The sequence below is a fragment of the Celeribacter baekdonensis genome (genome assembly GCF_003047105.1).
In the GTDB taxonomy this organism is placed as follows: Bacteria; Pseudomonadota; Alphaproteobacteria; order Rhodobacterales; family Rhodobacteraceae; genus Celeribacter; species Celeribacter baekdonensis_B.
This window is the reverse complement of sequence record NZ_CP028475.1, coordinates 2538223-2552849: the sequence shown is the minus strand read 5'-3', so window position 1 is coordinate 2552849 and position 14627 is coordinate 2538223. Positions and strand designations below refer to the sequence as shown.

At 54.4% G+C, this 14627-nt stretch carries 13 protein-coding genes; 5 read left to right on the top strand and 8 right to left on the bottom strand.

The genetic code is table 11. The features are described from left to right. Nucleotides 1-71: 71 nt before the first annotated feature. Both ilvD and DA792_RS16200 read left to right on the top strand, forming a co-directional pair. Nucleotides 72-1907: a dihydroxy-acid dehydratase gene (gene ilvD, locus DA792_RS16205; RefSeq protein ID WP_107721108.1), complete on the top strand. Its 1836-nt coding sequence runs from the start codon at nucleotides 72-74 to the stop codon at nucleotides 1905-1907. 234 nt (nucleotides 1908-2141) lie between these two features. Beyond that, a complete protein-coding gene (locus tag DA792_RS16200; RefSeq protein WP_199908081.1) occupies nucleotides 2142-4190 on the top strand; it encodes a DEAD/DEAH box helicase in 2049 nt (682 codons plus the stop codon). Nucleotides 4191-4437: 247 nt separating this feature from the next. Here the strand turns inward: DA792_RS16200 and DA792_RS16195 are convergent, their stop codons facing one another. The 6 genes from DA792_RS16195 to DA792_RS16170 all read right to left on the bottom strand — a co-directional run bounded on the left by DA792_RS16195 (nucleotide 4438) and on the right by DA792_RS16170 (nucleotide 8474). After that, nucleotides 4438-5235, bottom strand: a complete 798-nt coding sequence (locus DA792_RS16195) for a DUF1217 domain-containing protein (RefSeq protein ID WP_107721102.1) — start codon at nucleotides 5233-5235, stop codon at nucleotides 4438-4440. Then, complete coding sequence (gene flbT, locus DA792_RS16190; protein ID WP_107721100.1) at nucleotides 5232-5639, bottom strand: flagellar biosynthesis repressor FlbT; 408 nt, start codon at nucleotides 5637-5639, stop codon at nucleotides 5232-5234. Before flbT ends, DA792_RS16195 begins: the two co-directional genes overlap by 4 nt. Beyond that, nucleotides 5640-6011, bottom strand: coding sequence for a flagellar biosynthesis regulator FlaF (flaF, locus tag DA792_RS16185; RefSeq protein WP_439099367.1), 372 nt, complete (start codon nucleotides 6009-6011; stop codon nucleotides 5640-5642). 89 nt (nucleotides 6012-6100) lie between these two features. Then, nucleotides 6101-7615, bottom strand: coding sequence for a flagellin (locus tag DA792_RS16180; RefSeq protein ID WP_107721096.1), 1515 nt, complete (start codon nucleotides 7613-7615; stop codon nucleotides 6101-6103). A 228-nt stretch (nucleotides 7616-7843) separates the two neighbouring features. After that, entirely contained in the window at nucleotides 7844-8197 is a 354-nt protein-coding gene (locus DA792_RS16175) for a hypothetical protein (protein ID WP_107721094.1), read from the bottom strand. Next, nucleotides 8184-8474 carry a rod-binding protein gene (locus DA792_RS16170; protein ID WP_107721093.1) on the bottom strand — a complete coding sequence of 97 codons (291 nt, stop codon included), beginning with the start codon at nucleotides 8472-8474 and terminating at the stop codon, nucleotides 8184-8186. Before DA792_RS16170 ends, DA792_RS16175 begins: the two co-directional genes overlap by 14 nt. 108 nt (nucleotides 8475-8582) lie before the next feature. Between DA792_RS16170 and fliK the strand changes: the two genes are divergently transcribed. The 3 genes from fliK to DA792_RS16155 all read left to right on the top strand — a co-directional run bounded on the left by fliK (nucleotide 8583) and on the right by DA792_RS16155 (nucleotide 12309). Further along, nucleotides 8583-10586 (top strand): flagellar hook-length control protein FliK, encoded by a 2004-nt coding sequence (gene fliK / locus DA792_RS16165; RefSeq protein ID WP_107721091.1) that lies wholly within the window; start codon nucleotides 8583-8585, stop codon nucleotides 10584-10586. Nucleotides 10587-10683: 97 nt separating this feature from the next. Then, on the top strand, nucleotides 10684-11361 hold the full coding sequence (locus DA792_RS16160; protein ID WP_107721089.1) for a flagellar hook capping FlgD N-terminal domain-containing protein: 678 nt from the start codon (nucleotides 10684-10686) through the stop codon (nucleotides 11359-11361). Between the two features lie 138 nt (nucleotides 11362-11499). After that, the gene (locus DA792_RS16155; RefSeq protein WP_159075298.1) at nucleotides 11500-12309 is read left to right on the top strand and encodes a phosphotransferase; all 810 of its coding nucleotides are present in this window, start codon (nucleotides 11500-11502) and stop codon (nucleotides 12307-12309) included. Here DA792_RS16155 and ubiB read toward each other — a convergent pair. Beyond that, on the bottom strand, nucleotides 12287-13822 hold the full coding sequence (gene ubiB / locus DA792_RS16150; protein ID WP_107721085.1) for a 2-polyprenylphenol 6-hydroxylase: 1536 nt from the start codon (nucleotides 13820-13822) through the stop codon (nucleotides 12287-12289). The two genes, DA792_RS16155 and ubiB, sit on opposite strands and share 23 nt — an antisense overlap. Next, entirely contained in the window at nucleotides 13822-14574 is a 753-nt protein-coding gene (gene ubiE / locus DA792_RS16145) for a bifunctional demethylmenaquinone methyltransferase/2-methoxy-6-polyprenyl-1,4-benzoquinol methylase UbiE (protein ID WP_107721083.1), read from the bottom strand. Before ubiE ends, ubiB begins: the two co-directional genes overlap by 1 nt. Between the last annotated feature and the right edge of the window lie 53 nt (nucleotides 14575-14627).

Genomic DNA, 14627 nt, shown 5'->3' with positions numbered 1-14627 from the left:
AAGCCGTATGGAGCATCAGACCCGCAGCGTTTTGCGGATGAAACTGACGTTACAGAACGAAAGCCAAAACTATGCCCCATTACAAATCCCGCCGCTCCACTCATGGCCGGAACATGGCCGGTGCCCGCGGCCTCTGGCGCGCAACCGGCATGACCGACAGCGATTTCGGCAAGCCGATCATCGCCGTCGTGAATTCGTTTACCCAGTTTGTACCGGGTCACGTTCACCTCAAAGACCTTGGTCAAATGGTGGCGCGCGAGATTGAAAATGCGGGTGGTGTGGCGAAAGAATTCAACACCATTGCGGTCGACGACGGCATCGCCATGGGCCATGACGGGATGCTTTATTCTCTGCCTTCGCGCGAACTGATTGCGGATTCGGTCGAGTATATGGTCAATGCGCACTGCGCCGATGCGATGGTCTGTATCTCCAATTGCGATAAAATCACCCCCGGTATGATGATGGCCGCGATGCGCCTCAACATTCCGGTGATTTTCGTCTCCGGTGGCCCGATGGAAGCGGGCAAAGTGCAAGATGGCGACATCGTGCAAAAGCTCGACCTCGTGGATGCGATGGTGTCGGCGGCTGATGACAAATACACCGACGAACAGGTTGACGCGATTGAACGCGCCGCCTGTCCGACTTGCGGGTCTTGCTCTGGTATGTTCACTGCCAACTCGATGAACTGTCTGGCCGAGGCTCTGGGTCTGGCTTTGCCGGGCAACGGCTCGACTTTGGCGACACATGCGGATCGCAAACACCTCTTTTTGGAAGCGGGTCGCAAGATCGTTGAGATCACCAAAAAGCATTACGAAGACGAGGTTCCGGGTCTGCTTCCGCGCGACATCGCACGTTTTGAAGCCTTCGAAAATGCCATGTCCCTTGATATTGCGATGGGCGGCTCGACCAACACGGTTCTGCACCTTTTGGCCATCGCTTATGAGGGCGGCGTGAATTTCACCATGGATGACATTGATCGCCTGTCCCGCAAAGTTCCGGTGCTGTGCAAGGTCGCGCCCTCCGTACCCAACGTGCATATGGAAGACGTCCACCGCGCCGGCGGCATCTTTTCGATCCTTGGTCAGATGTATCGTGGCGGGTTGTTGCACGGCGATGTCAGCACCGTGCATTCCGACACGATGGCCGCAGCCATTGCGAAATGGGATATTTCCGTTGCCAACAACCCCGAAGCTGAAAGCCTGTTCAAGGCAGCGCCGGGTGGTGTGCGCACGACACAGGCTTTTTCCACTGAGAACCGCTACAAAGAACTCGACACCGACCGCGAAAATGGCGTGATCCGCTCTGTCGAACATGCGTTTTCCAAAGACGGTGGTTTGGCCGTTTTGTTCGGCAATATCGCGGAACGTGGCTGTATCGTGAAAACGGCAGGGGTGGACGACTCCATCCTCAAATTCACCGGCAAAGCCCGCGTGTTTGATTCCCAAGACGACTCGGTCAACGCCATTTTGACCCGCCAAGTTGAAGCCGGTGACATCGTTGTGATCCGCTACGAAGGCCCGCGCGGTGGTCCGGGGATGCAAGAAATGCTCTACCCGACGTCCTATTTGAAATCCAAAGGTTTGGGCAAAAAATGCGCCCTGTTGACCGATGGTCGGTTCTCTGGTGGCACCTCTGGCCTGTCCATCGGCCATGTTAGCCCGGAAGCCGAAGAGGGTGGTTTGATCGGTCTGGTGGAAACGGGCGATGTGATCGAGATCGACATCCCGAATCGCACGATTGAGTTGAAAGTCGAAGACGCCGAGATCGAAAAACGCCGTGTTGCCAAAGGCCCACTGCCTTGGGGCCCGGCCGAGGTGCGTCCGCGTGCTGTCTCTACTGCGCTCAAAGCCTATGCCTTGTTTGCCTCTGCGGCTGACAAAGGTGGGGTTCGGATTTTGCCCGAGTAAGCCAAGCCGAACGATCAGATGTGAAAACGCCGTCCTTTGGGGCGGCGTTTTTATGCCGAGCTATAAGGGTCGCACAGGCCTTGAACACAGCCGTTCCCCTTATTTTAGAGATTTTTCGCCGGAATGGCTGTATACATCCGGCGAAACTGTCGGTAATGGTGCCGACTTCTGTAGTCAAAGACGCAGGATGGCGGCATGTGCCGCGATGACCCCCTCACGGATAGACCTTATTACATGATTAAAACACTTTCCGATGCACTCGCGGAACGCGGCTATGACACGCTGACTGCGGTCCAGGAGGCTGTGAACGCCCCCGAACTTCAAGACGCCGACCTTTTGGTGTCTGCACAGACCGGTTCGGGCAAAACCGTGGGCTTCGGCCTTGCGATTGCGCACACTCTGATGGGCGACAGTGACCGCCTTGAACCTGCCTCATCCCCGCTTGCATTGGTTGTGGCCCCGACCCGCGAATTGGCCTTTCAGGTCATGCGCGAACTTGAATGGCTCTATGCCAAAGCCGGGGCGCGGATGGCGTCTTGTGTGGGTGGCATGGACATGCGCGACGAACGCCGCAAATTGGAACGTGGTGCCCATATCGTTGTCGGCACGCCGGGTCGTTTGCGCGATCACATTCAACGCGGGTCTTTGGATATGACGGGCCTGCGCGCCATCGTCTTGGACGAAGCCGATGAAATGCTTGATCTTGGCTTCCGCGAAGACCTTGAATTCATGCTGGGCGAAGCACCCGCAGACCGCCGTACCTTGTTGTTCTCGGCCACAGTGCCGCCGATGATCGCCAAATTGGCGAAGCAATTTCAACGCGATGCCGTGCGCGTCAGCACCCAGTCGAACACGACCCAACACGCCGACATCAGCTACCAAGCCTTGCGTGTGGCTCAAAGCGACTCGGAAAACGCGATTTTTAACCTTCTGCGTTTTCACGATGCGCAAAACGCAATTGTGTTCGCCAACACCCGCGTTGCCGTCAATCACCTGACCGCGCGGCTTGCCAATCGTGGTTTTTCTGTTGTGACCCTATCTGGCGAATTGAGCCAGAATGAGCGGACCCATGCGTTGCAAGCAATGCGGGACGGGCGGGCGAAAGTTTGTGTTGCCACCGATGTTGCGGCGCGTGGGATCGACTTGCCGGGTCTGGATTTGGTGATCCATGCCGATTTGCCGACCAACGCCGAGGGGCTTTTGCACCGCTCTGGCCGGACAGGTCGCGCCGGGCGCAAGGGTATTTCTGCGCTGATCATTCCGCCGCGTTCGATCCGCAAAGCCGAACAGCTTTTGAAATTTGCAAAAATTCAGGCCGAATGGACCACCCCACCGTCCGCCGATGACATCAACCAGCGCGACGAGGAACGGCTTTTGGCCGATCCGGTTTGGTCTGAGGAAATGACCGAGGAGCACAGCGCCTTTGCCGCCAAGCTCTTGGAGTTGCATTCGCCAGAGCAGATCGCCGCCGCCTATTTGCGTCTGTTCCGCGCGCGTCAATCCGCGCCTGAGGACTTGACGCCACCGGATGCGCGCCCTGATCCGCGCGAACGCAAGCCGTTTGGTCCGAGTGTCTGGTTTTCCGTTTCGGTTGGGCGCGATGATCGGGCTGAGCCGCGCTGGCTTTTGCCGCTGTTGTGTCGCTCAGGCAACCTGACGAAAGACGACATTGGCGCGATCCGCATTCAGCAATCTGAAAGCTTTGTTGAGATCAAGCAAGCCAGCCTTTCTGGATTTTTGTCGTCTCTGGGTGGGAGCGGTGAACTTGAAGAAGGCGTCATTGCCCGCCAACTTGCTGGTCCGCCGACATTTTCCGCTACCGCGCCGCGCAGCAACTCCGGCTCGCGTTCGGATGCGAAGCCGCCTCGTCGGGATGTGGACACTGCCCCGCGTCGTGACTACGACAAAGGCCCCCGCAAGGATTTTGACGCTCCACGTAAAGAGAGCGCCTATGGTTCCGATGCGCCTCGGGAGTTCAAAAAGCCGCGTCACAAGAATGCTGGCATTCCGAAGACACGCCGCGAATTGGATGAAGCGCATCAAGCGGCCAAACCCCGCACGGAGCGCGCTCCGAAACCGGCCGGAAAACCGAGCGCAGCCCCCAAGCGGGCTAAGGGAGCGGGGGATACACCGGGGAAAACCTATGGTGGCAAACCCGCTGCCAAATATGCCGCAAAGACTGGCAAGCCGGGAGCTAAGCCTAAAGCGGGTGGCGCGAAACCCAGCAAGGGGAAAGCTGCACAGGGCGGCGGATTTGCCACTCCGAAACGGCAGAAAAGTTAACCAGGCAAATTTTGAAGCCCTCATTGCAGGGCTCGAAACATCACAGGGGCCGTGCTTGAAGGGTGAAATGCTCGATTTAAGCATGGCCTTTGGTGTTTTCAGCGATGTCATTTGTGAATGACTTCGGTTTGAGCGCGAGAGCTGTTCAAAATCTTTATGCAGATCCAAATCCACTGGGCCGCAGGGAAATTGCTTCATCCCCTGATATAAATTTCACCATTTTTGTTGTTTCAATAAAACGCTTCAATCAAAAAGATCCGGTCAAAAGTGCAAGCGCATTAGATGCTGCTGAGGTGCCTGTTGACCCTGCATTGATCTCGGAGCGTATGAGAAATAGCTTTACGAGGTCTTCGCGCTTTTCGGGGTCAGAAAATTGCGCGACTTCAGAGTTTCCAAAATATTGTTTGGCCTTGTCTTTAAAAATACTCAACTGCTGGTCCAAATCCAAGGTGCTGACAGAACTTGGAAGCCCAAGAGCCGTTTGCATAACCGATCTCACCGCTTCATTTCCCATGACTGAATACCAACGACCGTTTCCCGTTGTATCTTTGTTGGCGATTTCTGTCAGCTCTGTCTCAATATTCAGAGCAAGCCGCATGTCATCGTTTTGTTCACCGACGGCAATTTCAAATTGCTTATCTTGATAGGATGAAATGATCTTATCCGGAAAATCACTGAGCACAGTGTTTGGAATATCAAAGTTTCCAAATCCAAATGCTTCTGAGAACTTGAGATAGCGTTTGTCGGATAGCTTATTTGAGAGCGAATCTGAATCGAGTGTACCCTCGTCTAAAACACGTTCGATAAAGTATTTGTTGTTGATGTCATCATCCAACCCAAACGCTCCCAGAGCAACTTTGAGAAGGCGAAAATTGGACACCAGATCTTCGGCGGACTTTACCTCCGCGATATTCTCGCGGAAGTAATCTATGTCACGCTTGATTTCAGACGAGGCATTGAATGCCTCCTGCTGGTTGTCCTTTGTGCGTTGAAGGACAACCCACCCAGCGTAGCCACCAAATGGAACAACAGGCTGATAGCTCATTGGTATTTAGCGGCAGACAAGAGCCGTTCTTCTCTTGGAATGAGCGCACGCAGCGACTTAAGTGCTTGGTAATACTGCTCGCTTTGAACTTCAGATGTGGCGGCATTTAAAATTTTACGGCTGTCGGGGTCTGTTAGAACCTGACTGAGTTGCTCAATCCCACGCATGAGCTGAATGCCCGCCTCTTTCGGCTCGGCATCTCCGGAGAGGACGAGTTGCGCAATATAGCATACTCGGCGTACCGGCGTGTTTACTTCTTCGGGATGTATGGCATCCCGTAGTCTGAGAATGTTGGCATTTGGCGTGACGATTGAAAGCCGAGACCGCCGATCTCCATTTTCAATCACGGCGCCGTTGATCAGAACCCGCTCTTTTGGGCCGAGCTTTAGTACGAGGCCACTCATTTACTGACCCTCCCGATGCAAGCCGCGCATAATGGCTGTGTTGATATCAATGAGCGCTGACTCATTGGCTTTTTTTGAGAGAATCGCCGATGTATGTTGAGCGGTGAATTGAGCCAGATAGAAGATCTTTGCTCTCAGCTCCTTTGGGAGTTGATTGTCTTTATCAGCGACACTGGAGGCGAGGAGCGTCCAGAGGCGGCGATTATCATAAAGAGCTTTCACATAATCAGGATAAGATATTTTCTTATCTGCCGAGGCTTGGCGCAGACGATGTGTAATGCGTGCGAAAGCCTCGTATTCGGTGCCGCGAGGAGTACGAATTGGGGCGGTGGTATTGGAATAGGCCGTTCGGGCCATTTGGAGAGCGTTCACGTCGTATCCTTCCGGTGACAATGAATTCTACAGCGCGGGTTTTACCGCGGTGAAAGCCGGGCGCCGATCTGGCGCCCGGAAAATTACTCTTAACCGAAGAGCGATAGGATCGATTGTGGCGCTTGGTTTGCGATCGACAGGGACTGCACGCCCAACTGCTGTTGCACCTGAAGTGCCTGGAGTTTGGCGGACGCTTCTTCCATGTCAGCATCAACCATGGAGCCAATACCGGACGTCAGAGCATCGGTCAGGTTTGAGATAAAGCTCGATTGGGTTTCGATACGACCTTGGGCTGAACCAAAGGCTGCAGCGGCATCAATCGAGTTGTTGATAAGAGTCTCGATATTGCCGAGAGCCGAATCAGCGCCTGAATTGGTGGTTACATCAATGCTATCGAGGCCAAACAGGCCACCAGAGGCTTTACCGCCTTCGTTGCCCGTGACGGAGAAAGCAAGAGAAGAGCCATCGTTGTCGACCTTAAGAGACCACTGTCCAGTGGTTTCATCTTTGGCAACGGTGGTGCTGATGTCAGTGAGGCCGGCCGAGTCAATTGCGGTTTTCAGGCCTTTGGCGACGTCTTCCATCGATTCGCCTTTGCCAGCGATATAATTGTAAGAACTTCCGCCAACGGTAACTTTGTAGCCATCGCCCTCTTTTACGGCAGCGGAGGTCGAAAGAGCAATGCTCTCGGCACGTTCGTCGATGTCACCTGACGTTGCCGTTAGCGAGCCCGTACCATTGAGAGTCGTGATCAAGACATCACCATCGCCCGCAGTCGTTTCGCCCACACCTACAGACACGCCTTCAAACGCTTTGGCGGAACTGATCGTCAGAGTGCCATCGCCATTACCGGTGGCTGTAACGCCTTCGATACCAAGGCCGTTGATAAGGCCCGCGAGGCCATCGCCAACATCTGCAACAGCCGTGCCGGTGGCTGTAAAGCTCACCTCAACACCCGCAACACTCAGCGTTGCCACATCATTCGCAGCCCAGGTGTTGCCGACGGTCACAATGGCAGTATTTGCGGTATTGGACACTGCAGCGGCAGATGCGGTGGCGTTGGAGGCCAGCGAAGTACCGGAGCCATAGGTCCCCGCACTTGTGGAGAGATCCATGCGGTTTACGGTGATATCAGAGGCGGTCACAGTGCCGTCAGAGGCGCGATCCAAAGAGGACAAGATTTTAACATCATCGGTGCCCTCAACAAGGCTCAGACCATTGAACTGGGCTGCGCCGACAACCGATTTCACCTGACCAACCAGAGCGTCAATGTCAGTTTGGATTTTTGCGCGGTCGACGTTTTCTTCTTGGGACGCAACGACTTTTTCTTTGATGTTGGTCAAAAGGTCGGTGACTGTTTCAGCTGCTGTGGAGGCAACAGACAGAGTTGATTCGCCGAGAGCAAGGCTGTCGGAGATTGCACTGAAACCGGCAACATCCGATTCCATGACTTTCGAGATGGCCCAGACCGAAGAGTTGTCCTTGGCGGATGCAACATCTTTACCGGTCGAGATCATGCTCTGAGTCTTGGAAAGATTAGAGTTGATAGAGTTCAACGTTTGAAGCGCAACCATTGCGCCATTGTTGGTCAGAATGCTGGACATAGCATAATTTCCTTTGATCTTGGGACGCATTTTGCGCCGCATGAGTTTCGAGATCCACCCCCACGGGCAGGTTCAGGATCGTCATTCTGACTGATTACGGGTGACCGCTTCCGGTCTACCGTGCCACCCCCTCGGGATGCACTCTGATCTATGAAGCTTAAAGGCTAAGAGTTCCCTAAGCTGTTCCCAATTGATGCTTCGAATTTGAGGCAAAAATCGGGCAAACGCTTATGCTTTTTTCTTCATGGTTAACGACTTATTGCCAATCGGAGTGGTTTTCCCCGCAGGTCCATAGGCCGTGAAGCTCCGTGATGTATTGCGTAACGAAAGCAATTTTTCCCGCGCAGATTTGATCCCCTTTGCCGACGCCATAAGAAGACGGCTGTTGTCCTCAGAGCGTTGTTTCAACGCCTTTAAATCAGTTGGGGACAGCTGGGTTTTGGCCACCATGATAAGAAGCGATTCTTTGGTTTTTGAGAGTTTCTCGAGCGTTGAAAAGTCGCTTTTGAGAATTGCGGATTTTTCTTTATCTAAAAGATCAGACAGCGCCGCAGCTGGTCGAAAAGCATCAAGAAGTGCCATTTATACTCTCCTTTAAAGCGTCAAATATGTGTTCTGCGAGGCCGATTCCGCCAGCTTCGACAATCTTTTCTGCCTGAGCCTGAACCAAAAAGGACGAAAACTGATCTTCGCCCGTTCCCCCGCCAAATGTGTCTGGCGTTTCGCCGAATCCAGCACTTTTCAACATTTCGGAGAGAAATGTTGCCTCAAGCTTGTTCGCGGCATTCTGTAACTTTTCATCTTGTGGCGTCTTTAGAGTCTGACTGTGTTGAATCGCATTGATTGCGTTGAGGGTCATGGTCGGGTCACTCCAATTCGAAGTATTTTTCGACTCATACCCCCCATTCGGTAAAGAAGCGGTAACCACTCACGGAGGATAGTGACATCACGGCGAAAGAAATCCCGGATGCAAGAAATGCAATTACAGACTTTAGACTTCGCAGCGATTGCGCGCACTGACGGTCAAGACCGTTCCAAAAACACGGCTGTGCCGGACGAGGTCTTGTCCGAACATCCTGAAAGCACCTTTGCCGCGGTTTTCGGAGAGCAAAGCCAGATACTAAAACCCGAGGTAAAGAAAGGTGGCGATGACGCGATTATGCCGGGTGTGGCGATCGCTGCTGGAAGTGGCCAGAGGTTGCAAACTTCCGCCAAAGATATGTTTGATGGGTTGGCGGGTGTGTCGAGTGAGGGCGTTACGCCCAATGATGATAGCAGTGAGGCGCATGACGGACCGGGCGACAGTATTGAGCCCGATGCGAGCCAATTTGATGCAATCCAAACCAACAAAACCACGCTTATTCAAAACCTTGATGTGAAATTTGTTGACATGCACTCTGTAGCACAAGGGGGCGATCAACCCAATATTGCACTTTCCGGGCCTTCAGCTGAGCCGGGTAAAAACCTGCCCTTGATCAACGACGGTGAGGTGGACGCAAAGGACGGTATTGCTCATAAACCGACTGACGAAATTGCCGATCTTTCGGTTGGTGAGGCCGGAGCTGATTTTCCTGAAAATCAGATCGGGGATGGGTTAAATGCGGATCAAAAAACCCAAGATGGATCAGGGAGACTGGGTTATCCGAACCAGTCTGACGGCCAAGATGGCATGCCTCAAGTCACGGCCTCACTAAACCACATCGGCACAATCTCCTCTGGACAGATGGTTGGACAGGATCGCTCTTTTGACGTCGCTGCGTACAAAAATGATTCTCTAAAATCCACTGTTGAGAGTGCTAAAATCCAACGCCTAGTGTCCTCCTGGGGTGGTGCGGCTGCAATGAGCCGTAATGAAACAGCGCCTTTGGGCATGAATTTTGCGTTAGATGATACAGTGTCGAATGCAGAGCAAACCACGATTTCAAAAGCGGTTGAAAAGCCAGGCACCCCTCCTGAGACCACAGCCAATGCACATGTCAAACTTGCGATCTCGTCCGTTCTTTTGCAGGCAGACACCACAATTGATCAAACATCCGAGGCCCAATCGAACGGGAACCTTACGTTGAAAGGTGGCGAGGTCGCGCTGGAGACTGATTTGATCGGGCCAAAAGGTGGCACGGATGCTCTCAAAGGCACGGCAGATCAAGCCGGAAGAAGTGCTACCCCTTCTGGTTCAGAAAAGACGACACTCACGCCACTGATGTCGAAAGGCGTACCCGAGGGTGTGAGCCATATTGAAGCGCCAAAGATCGCCACACCAACGTCAACGATTGCCCAACAAAACACGCTGCATGCGACAGAGGGCATAGACCAATCTGTCGCTGCGAATATCGTCACTCAACAAAACAGTGGCAATACACGCGTCGGGCGTCATGGGGATGTAGACGCGCCAGAAAGAACGCATCAGGACGACGGCGGGGCCGACACTACAACGCGTATAACAGCGACACCCGGCGCATCTTCTGTTGCGCCTCCGCCTCTCGCGATGTCTTCAATCACGCCCTTGACGAACGCGGAAGCCGAAGAGCTTAAAGCGGGCGTCGAAGGTATCTCCGAGAGGCTTGGCGAACATGCGCATGTCTTGTCTGTCGCTGATCGTGCGAATGAAGCGACTTCACCGGCGAGCATGGTTACAAAAGCGGATCTGCCCACTCGGGTCGCGATGCAGCTTGCTGATGCGGCACGGCAACTGCCGGATCGTCCTGTTGAAATCACCCTCTCCCCTGAAGAATTGGGCAAGGTTCGGCTTTCTTTTCAGTTGTCCGAAAGCGGTGCGATGCATGTGGTGATTGCGGCGGAACGGGGTGAAACGCTTGATCTTTTGCGGCGCAATATCGACAGTCTGATGAGCGAATTCCGTGACCTTGGATATGAAAACAGTGGGTTCTCTTTTCAGAGTTTTGATCAAGGATCTCAGGGGGCGATCAACAAAAATTTGACAGTTTTGGTGGAACATCTGCGGAGAGTTTGACCGCCACTCCACCCGTTACCAGCCCACAAATTCAGCCCGTGCGCCTTTCGCTTGATGCGACCTCCGGCATGGATCTTAGACTCTAAAGGAGCACCAGATGACCAACACAATTGCACCGGCGACGACCACGTCCTCAAGCTCCGCAGGTTCGAAATCCTCGAATGCCAATGACACGTCAAGCGCCGTCGGGTCCGATTTTGATACGTTTCTCAAAATGCTGACCGTACAAATGCAAAACCAAGATCCGCTTAACCCGATTGATTCTACCGATTACGCGACACAACTCGCGACATTCTCATCGGTCGAACAGGCGGTTTTGACCAATGATCTTCTAGAAGATCTCTCGGCTCAGCTTGGGCTTATGGGGTTTTCGCAATTGTCAGGCTGGGTCGGCATGGAGGCGCGGAGCGAAGAAGCCGCCTATTTCGACGGCTCGCCGATTTCACTCAAATCCGATCCGGCCACAGCCGCCGACAAAACCATTTTAATCGTACGCGATTCGAAGGGAGATGTTGTCCAAAAGGTCACCATGGACCCGACATCGGATATCGTGGAATGGGCGGGCGTTGATGAGGACGGCGATCCATTGAAGTCAGGACTCTATAGTTTCGAGCTCGAAAACTATAGCGGCGAAACCTATCTCTCCACCAGTTCTGTCGAAACCTACTCCCGTATTGTTGAAGCTCGGTTTGATGGAGGGTCGACCATTTTGGTGCTTGAAGGCGGCAATGAGATTGATTCCGATTCCGTCACGGCGCTGCGCGATCCAAGTTGAAGCATTCGCGGGTTGCGACACCTGCCCGCGCCCCGTTAAACTCCGGCGATCCCGCGCTCGGAGACCGCATTGATGACATCCCCCGCCCAAGACGCAGATGTTCTGCCGCCAAAAGAGATTTTGGCTCAGGCGGGCCAAATGATGACGGGGCCGATGGTCTGGTCGCGTTTGTCGGGTGGCCGGACCAACGCAGTTTGGCGTGCCGTCAGCCCAAGCAGTGACTGGGTCTTCAAGCTCTTTGATGTATCACGCGCAAACCCGCTGTTTCCGAACGATCCCAAGGCCGAAATTGCCGCGCTCTATGCCCTGAAGGGGCATGACCTCGCACCTGAGTGTGTCGCCCAGTTTGAAACATCACAGGGGCCGTGCCTGATCTATACCTACTTGCCCGGTGCATCCGCGGCCAAAACAGACGGCTCAGTGTTGAGTGCATTGAGGCACTTACACTGTCTGCCTGCGCCGCTTCGCATACGGCAGGTTGATGTCAGCCCATCAACGCTCTTGGCGGAAGGAAGCAGGTTTCTTGAAGGCCACACGACGCTCCTCGCTAAACAATTGCGCCGCAATAGGCCCGCTCCACGCGATATGCCGTCGGTGTCGCCCGTGTTCCTTCACGGCGATCCAACGCCCGCAAATGCGCTGTCTCAGGATGGTATGGTCCGGTTTGTTGACTGGCAATGCCCCGCATTCGGAGATCCAACGGCAGATTTGGCCATCGCGCTCTCGCCGGCCATGCACCACGTTTACGGTCAGAACCAACTGACACTCGCGGATGAGATGTCCGCACTCGCGCAATATCCAGACCCGGAAATTGTGGATCGCTACCTCTCGTTGCGCCCCTTTTTCAGGTGGCGCATGGCGGCCTATTGCGTCTGGAAAGCGAGTATCGGTGAAGCGGTTTATGCGGATGCCGCCGAAGCAGAGCTCAGCTTAGAGCCAGCGCTATAACCGCGCCAACCCCGGCTGCAACCGCGCCGCCCAGAGCCAGCCAAAGCGCCTGCTTTCTGTTCGAAGGCGGCTCCATAGAAGGGGCGTTCTGCGTTTGTGCGATCAATAGGGCCTCTGCCAACTGCGGTAATTTCGGGCCAAATCGCGCCAAAACAGTTGCCGTACGCCAGAGATCGCGTGTCAACGCGCGTGGGCCGATGTTGGATTTGATATAGTTCTCGACCACAGGACGGGAAACTTCCCAAATGTTGATATGCGGATCAAGCGAGCGCGATACGCCCTCGACGACCACCATCGTGCGCTGCAACAAAATCAGCTCGGTGCGCGTTTCCATGCCGAACCGTTCCGTCACCTCAAACAGATAGGACAAGAGCCGTGCCATCGAAATCCGGCTCGCGTCCATACCAAAAATCGGATCGCCCACGGCACGAAGCGCACGGGCGAATTCATCAACATCCCGGTCAGCGGGAACATAGCCCGCTTCGAAATGGACCTCTGCCACGCGTTTGTAGTCTTTTTTGATAAATCCGTAGATAATCTCTGCATAAACGCGTCGGGTATATTCATCCAGAACGCCCATGATGCCAAAATCGAGTGCGATAATATCACCGTTTGCGGCGATCTTGAGGTTGCCGTGATGCATGTCTGCGTGAAAAAAACCATCGCGCAACGCGTGGCTCAGGAACATCTGTAACACTTTGCTGCCGAGGGCAGCGCGATCATGTCCGGCGGCGATAATTTGGTCGATGTCGGAGGCCGTGATCCCGTCGACCCACTCAAGCGTCATCACCCGACGCGCGGACAGCGCCCAATCCACAGCAGGCACCGAGAAGCCTTCATCATGTGCGGTATTGGCGGCAAATTCAGAGGCCGAGGAGCTTTCCAGTCGAAGGTCCAGCTCACCTTTTACCACGCCCTCAAAATGCGCGATCACTTCGGTGGGGCGCAGGCGGCGGGAGGCGGGGGAAAGCTTTTCGATCAGGGAGGCGGCAAAATAAAACGCATCCACGTCTTTGCGAAACGCTTTTTCAATACCGGGACGCAGTACCTTCACCGCAACAGACTGTCCGGTATCGGCACGCACGGCTTTGTGGACCTGGGCGATGGAGGCCGCCGCCACAGGTTCGGAAAACTCGGAAAACAGTTCTGAGATGGGCTGTTGGAGTTCAGCCTCGACCATTTTGATCGCCACATCGCGCGGGAAGGGCGGTAGGTCGTCTTGGAGCACTTGCAATTGCTTGGCCAGATCAACACCCACCACATCGGGTCGGGTCGATAGGATTTGTCCGAATTTGATATAGGCGGGCCCAAGCGCCGTGATCGCACGGGTTACTGGCGGCAAGGTCTCGTCGCCGCGATAGCCGAGCCAACGAAACGGCCAAACCACGGTTCTGGCGAAGATACGAAAGGCACGCGGGGCCTCCATCGCATCCATCGCCTGTTTCATCGCGCCGGTGCGCTCCATCGTTGCGCCGGTGCGGATCAGCCGCCAAATGTTGTGGGGACCGCGCATTAGATTTTCCACCCCGAATGAAGCGCCGCAATGCCGAGGCTCAAATTGCGGTACTTCACGTTGTGAAACCCTGCGGTTTTGATCATCTGCGCAAAGCTATCCTGATCCGGGAACTTGCGAATGCTCTCAACAAGATATTGATAGCTGTCACGATCACCGGCAATCATCTGACCCATGCGCGGGATGACGTTGAACGAGTACAGGTCATAGGCCTTTTGCATCGCAGGATTTGGCAGTTGCGAGAATTCCAACACCATCAAACGTCCGCCGGGCCTTAACACACGGTAGGCCTCAGACAGGGCATCTTGGATGCGGGTCACATTTCGGATGCCAAAAGAGATCGTGTAAACGTCGAATTGGTTGTCTTCAAACGGCAAGGCCATCGCATCGCCCGTGACCCAATTCAGGCTCTCGGCCATCTGTTCGGCCTCGGCGCGTTTACGACCGGCGACCAACATCGACTCGGTCATATCGAGCACCACGGCGCTTGCTCCTGGCGCACGTTTGAGGAACCGAAACGACACGTCGCCTGTGCCGCCAGCCACATCCAAAAGCCGTTGGCCCGGACGCGGCGCCAACCAATCCATCAGCGCGTCTTTCCAAACCCGGTGAATGCCCATCGACATCACATCGTTCATAATGTCGTATTTCGAGGCCACGGAGGTAAAGACACCATGGACCATTCCGGCCTTTTGATCTTCGGCCACATCTTTAAAACCAAAATGTGTCGTCTTCTCGCCGGTATTGGTCATCGTGCTTGCACCTTTCTCGAAACTTACCCTTCTTATAGGCCTCATACCGGGCG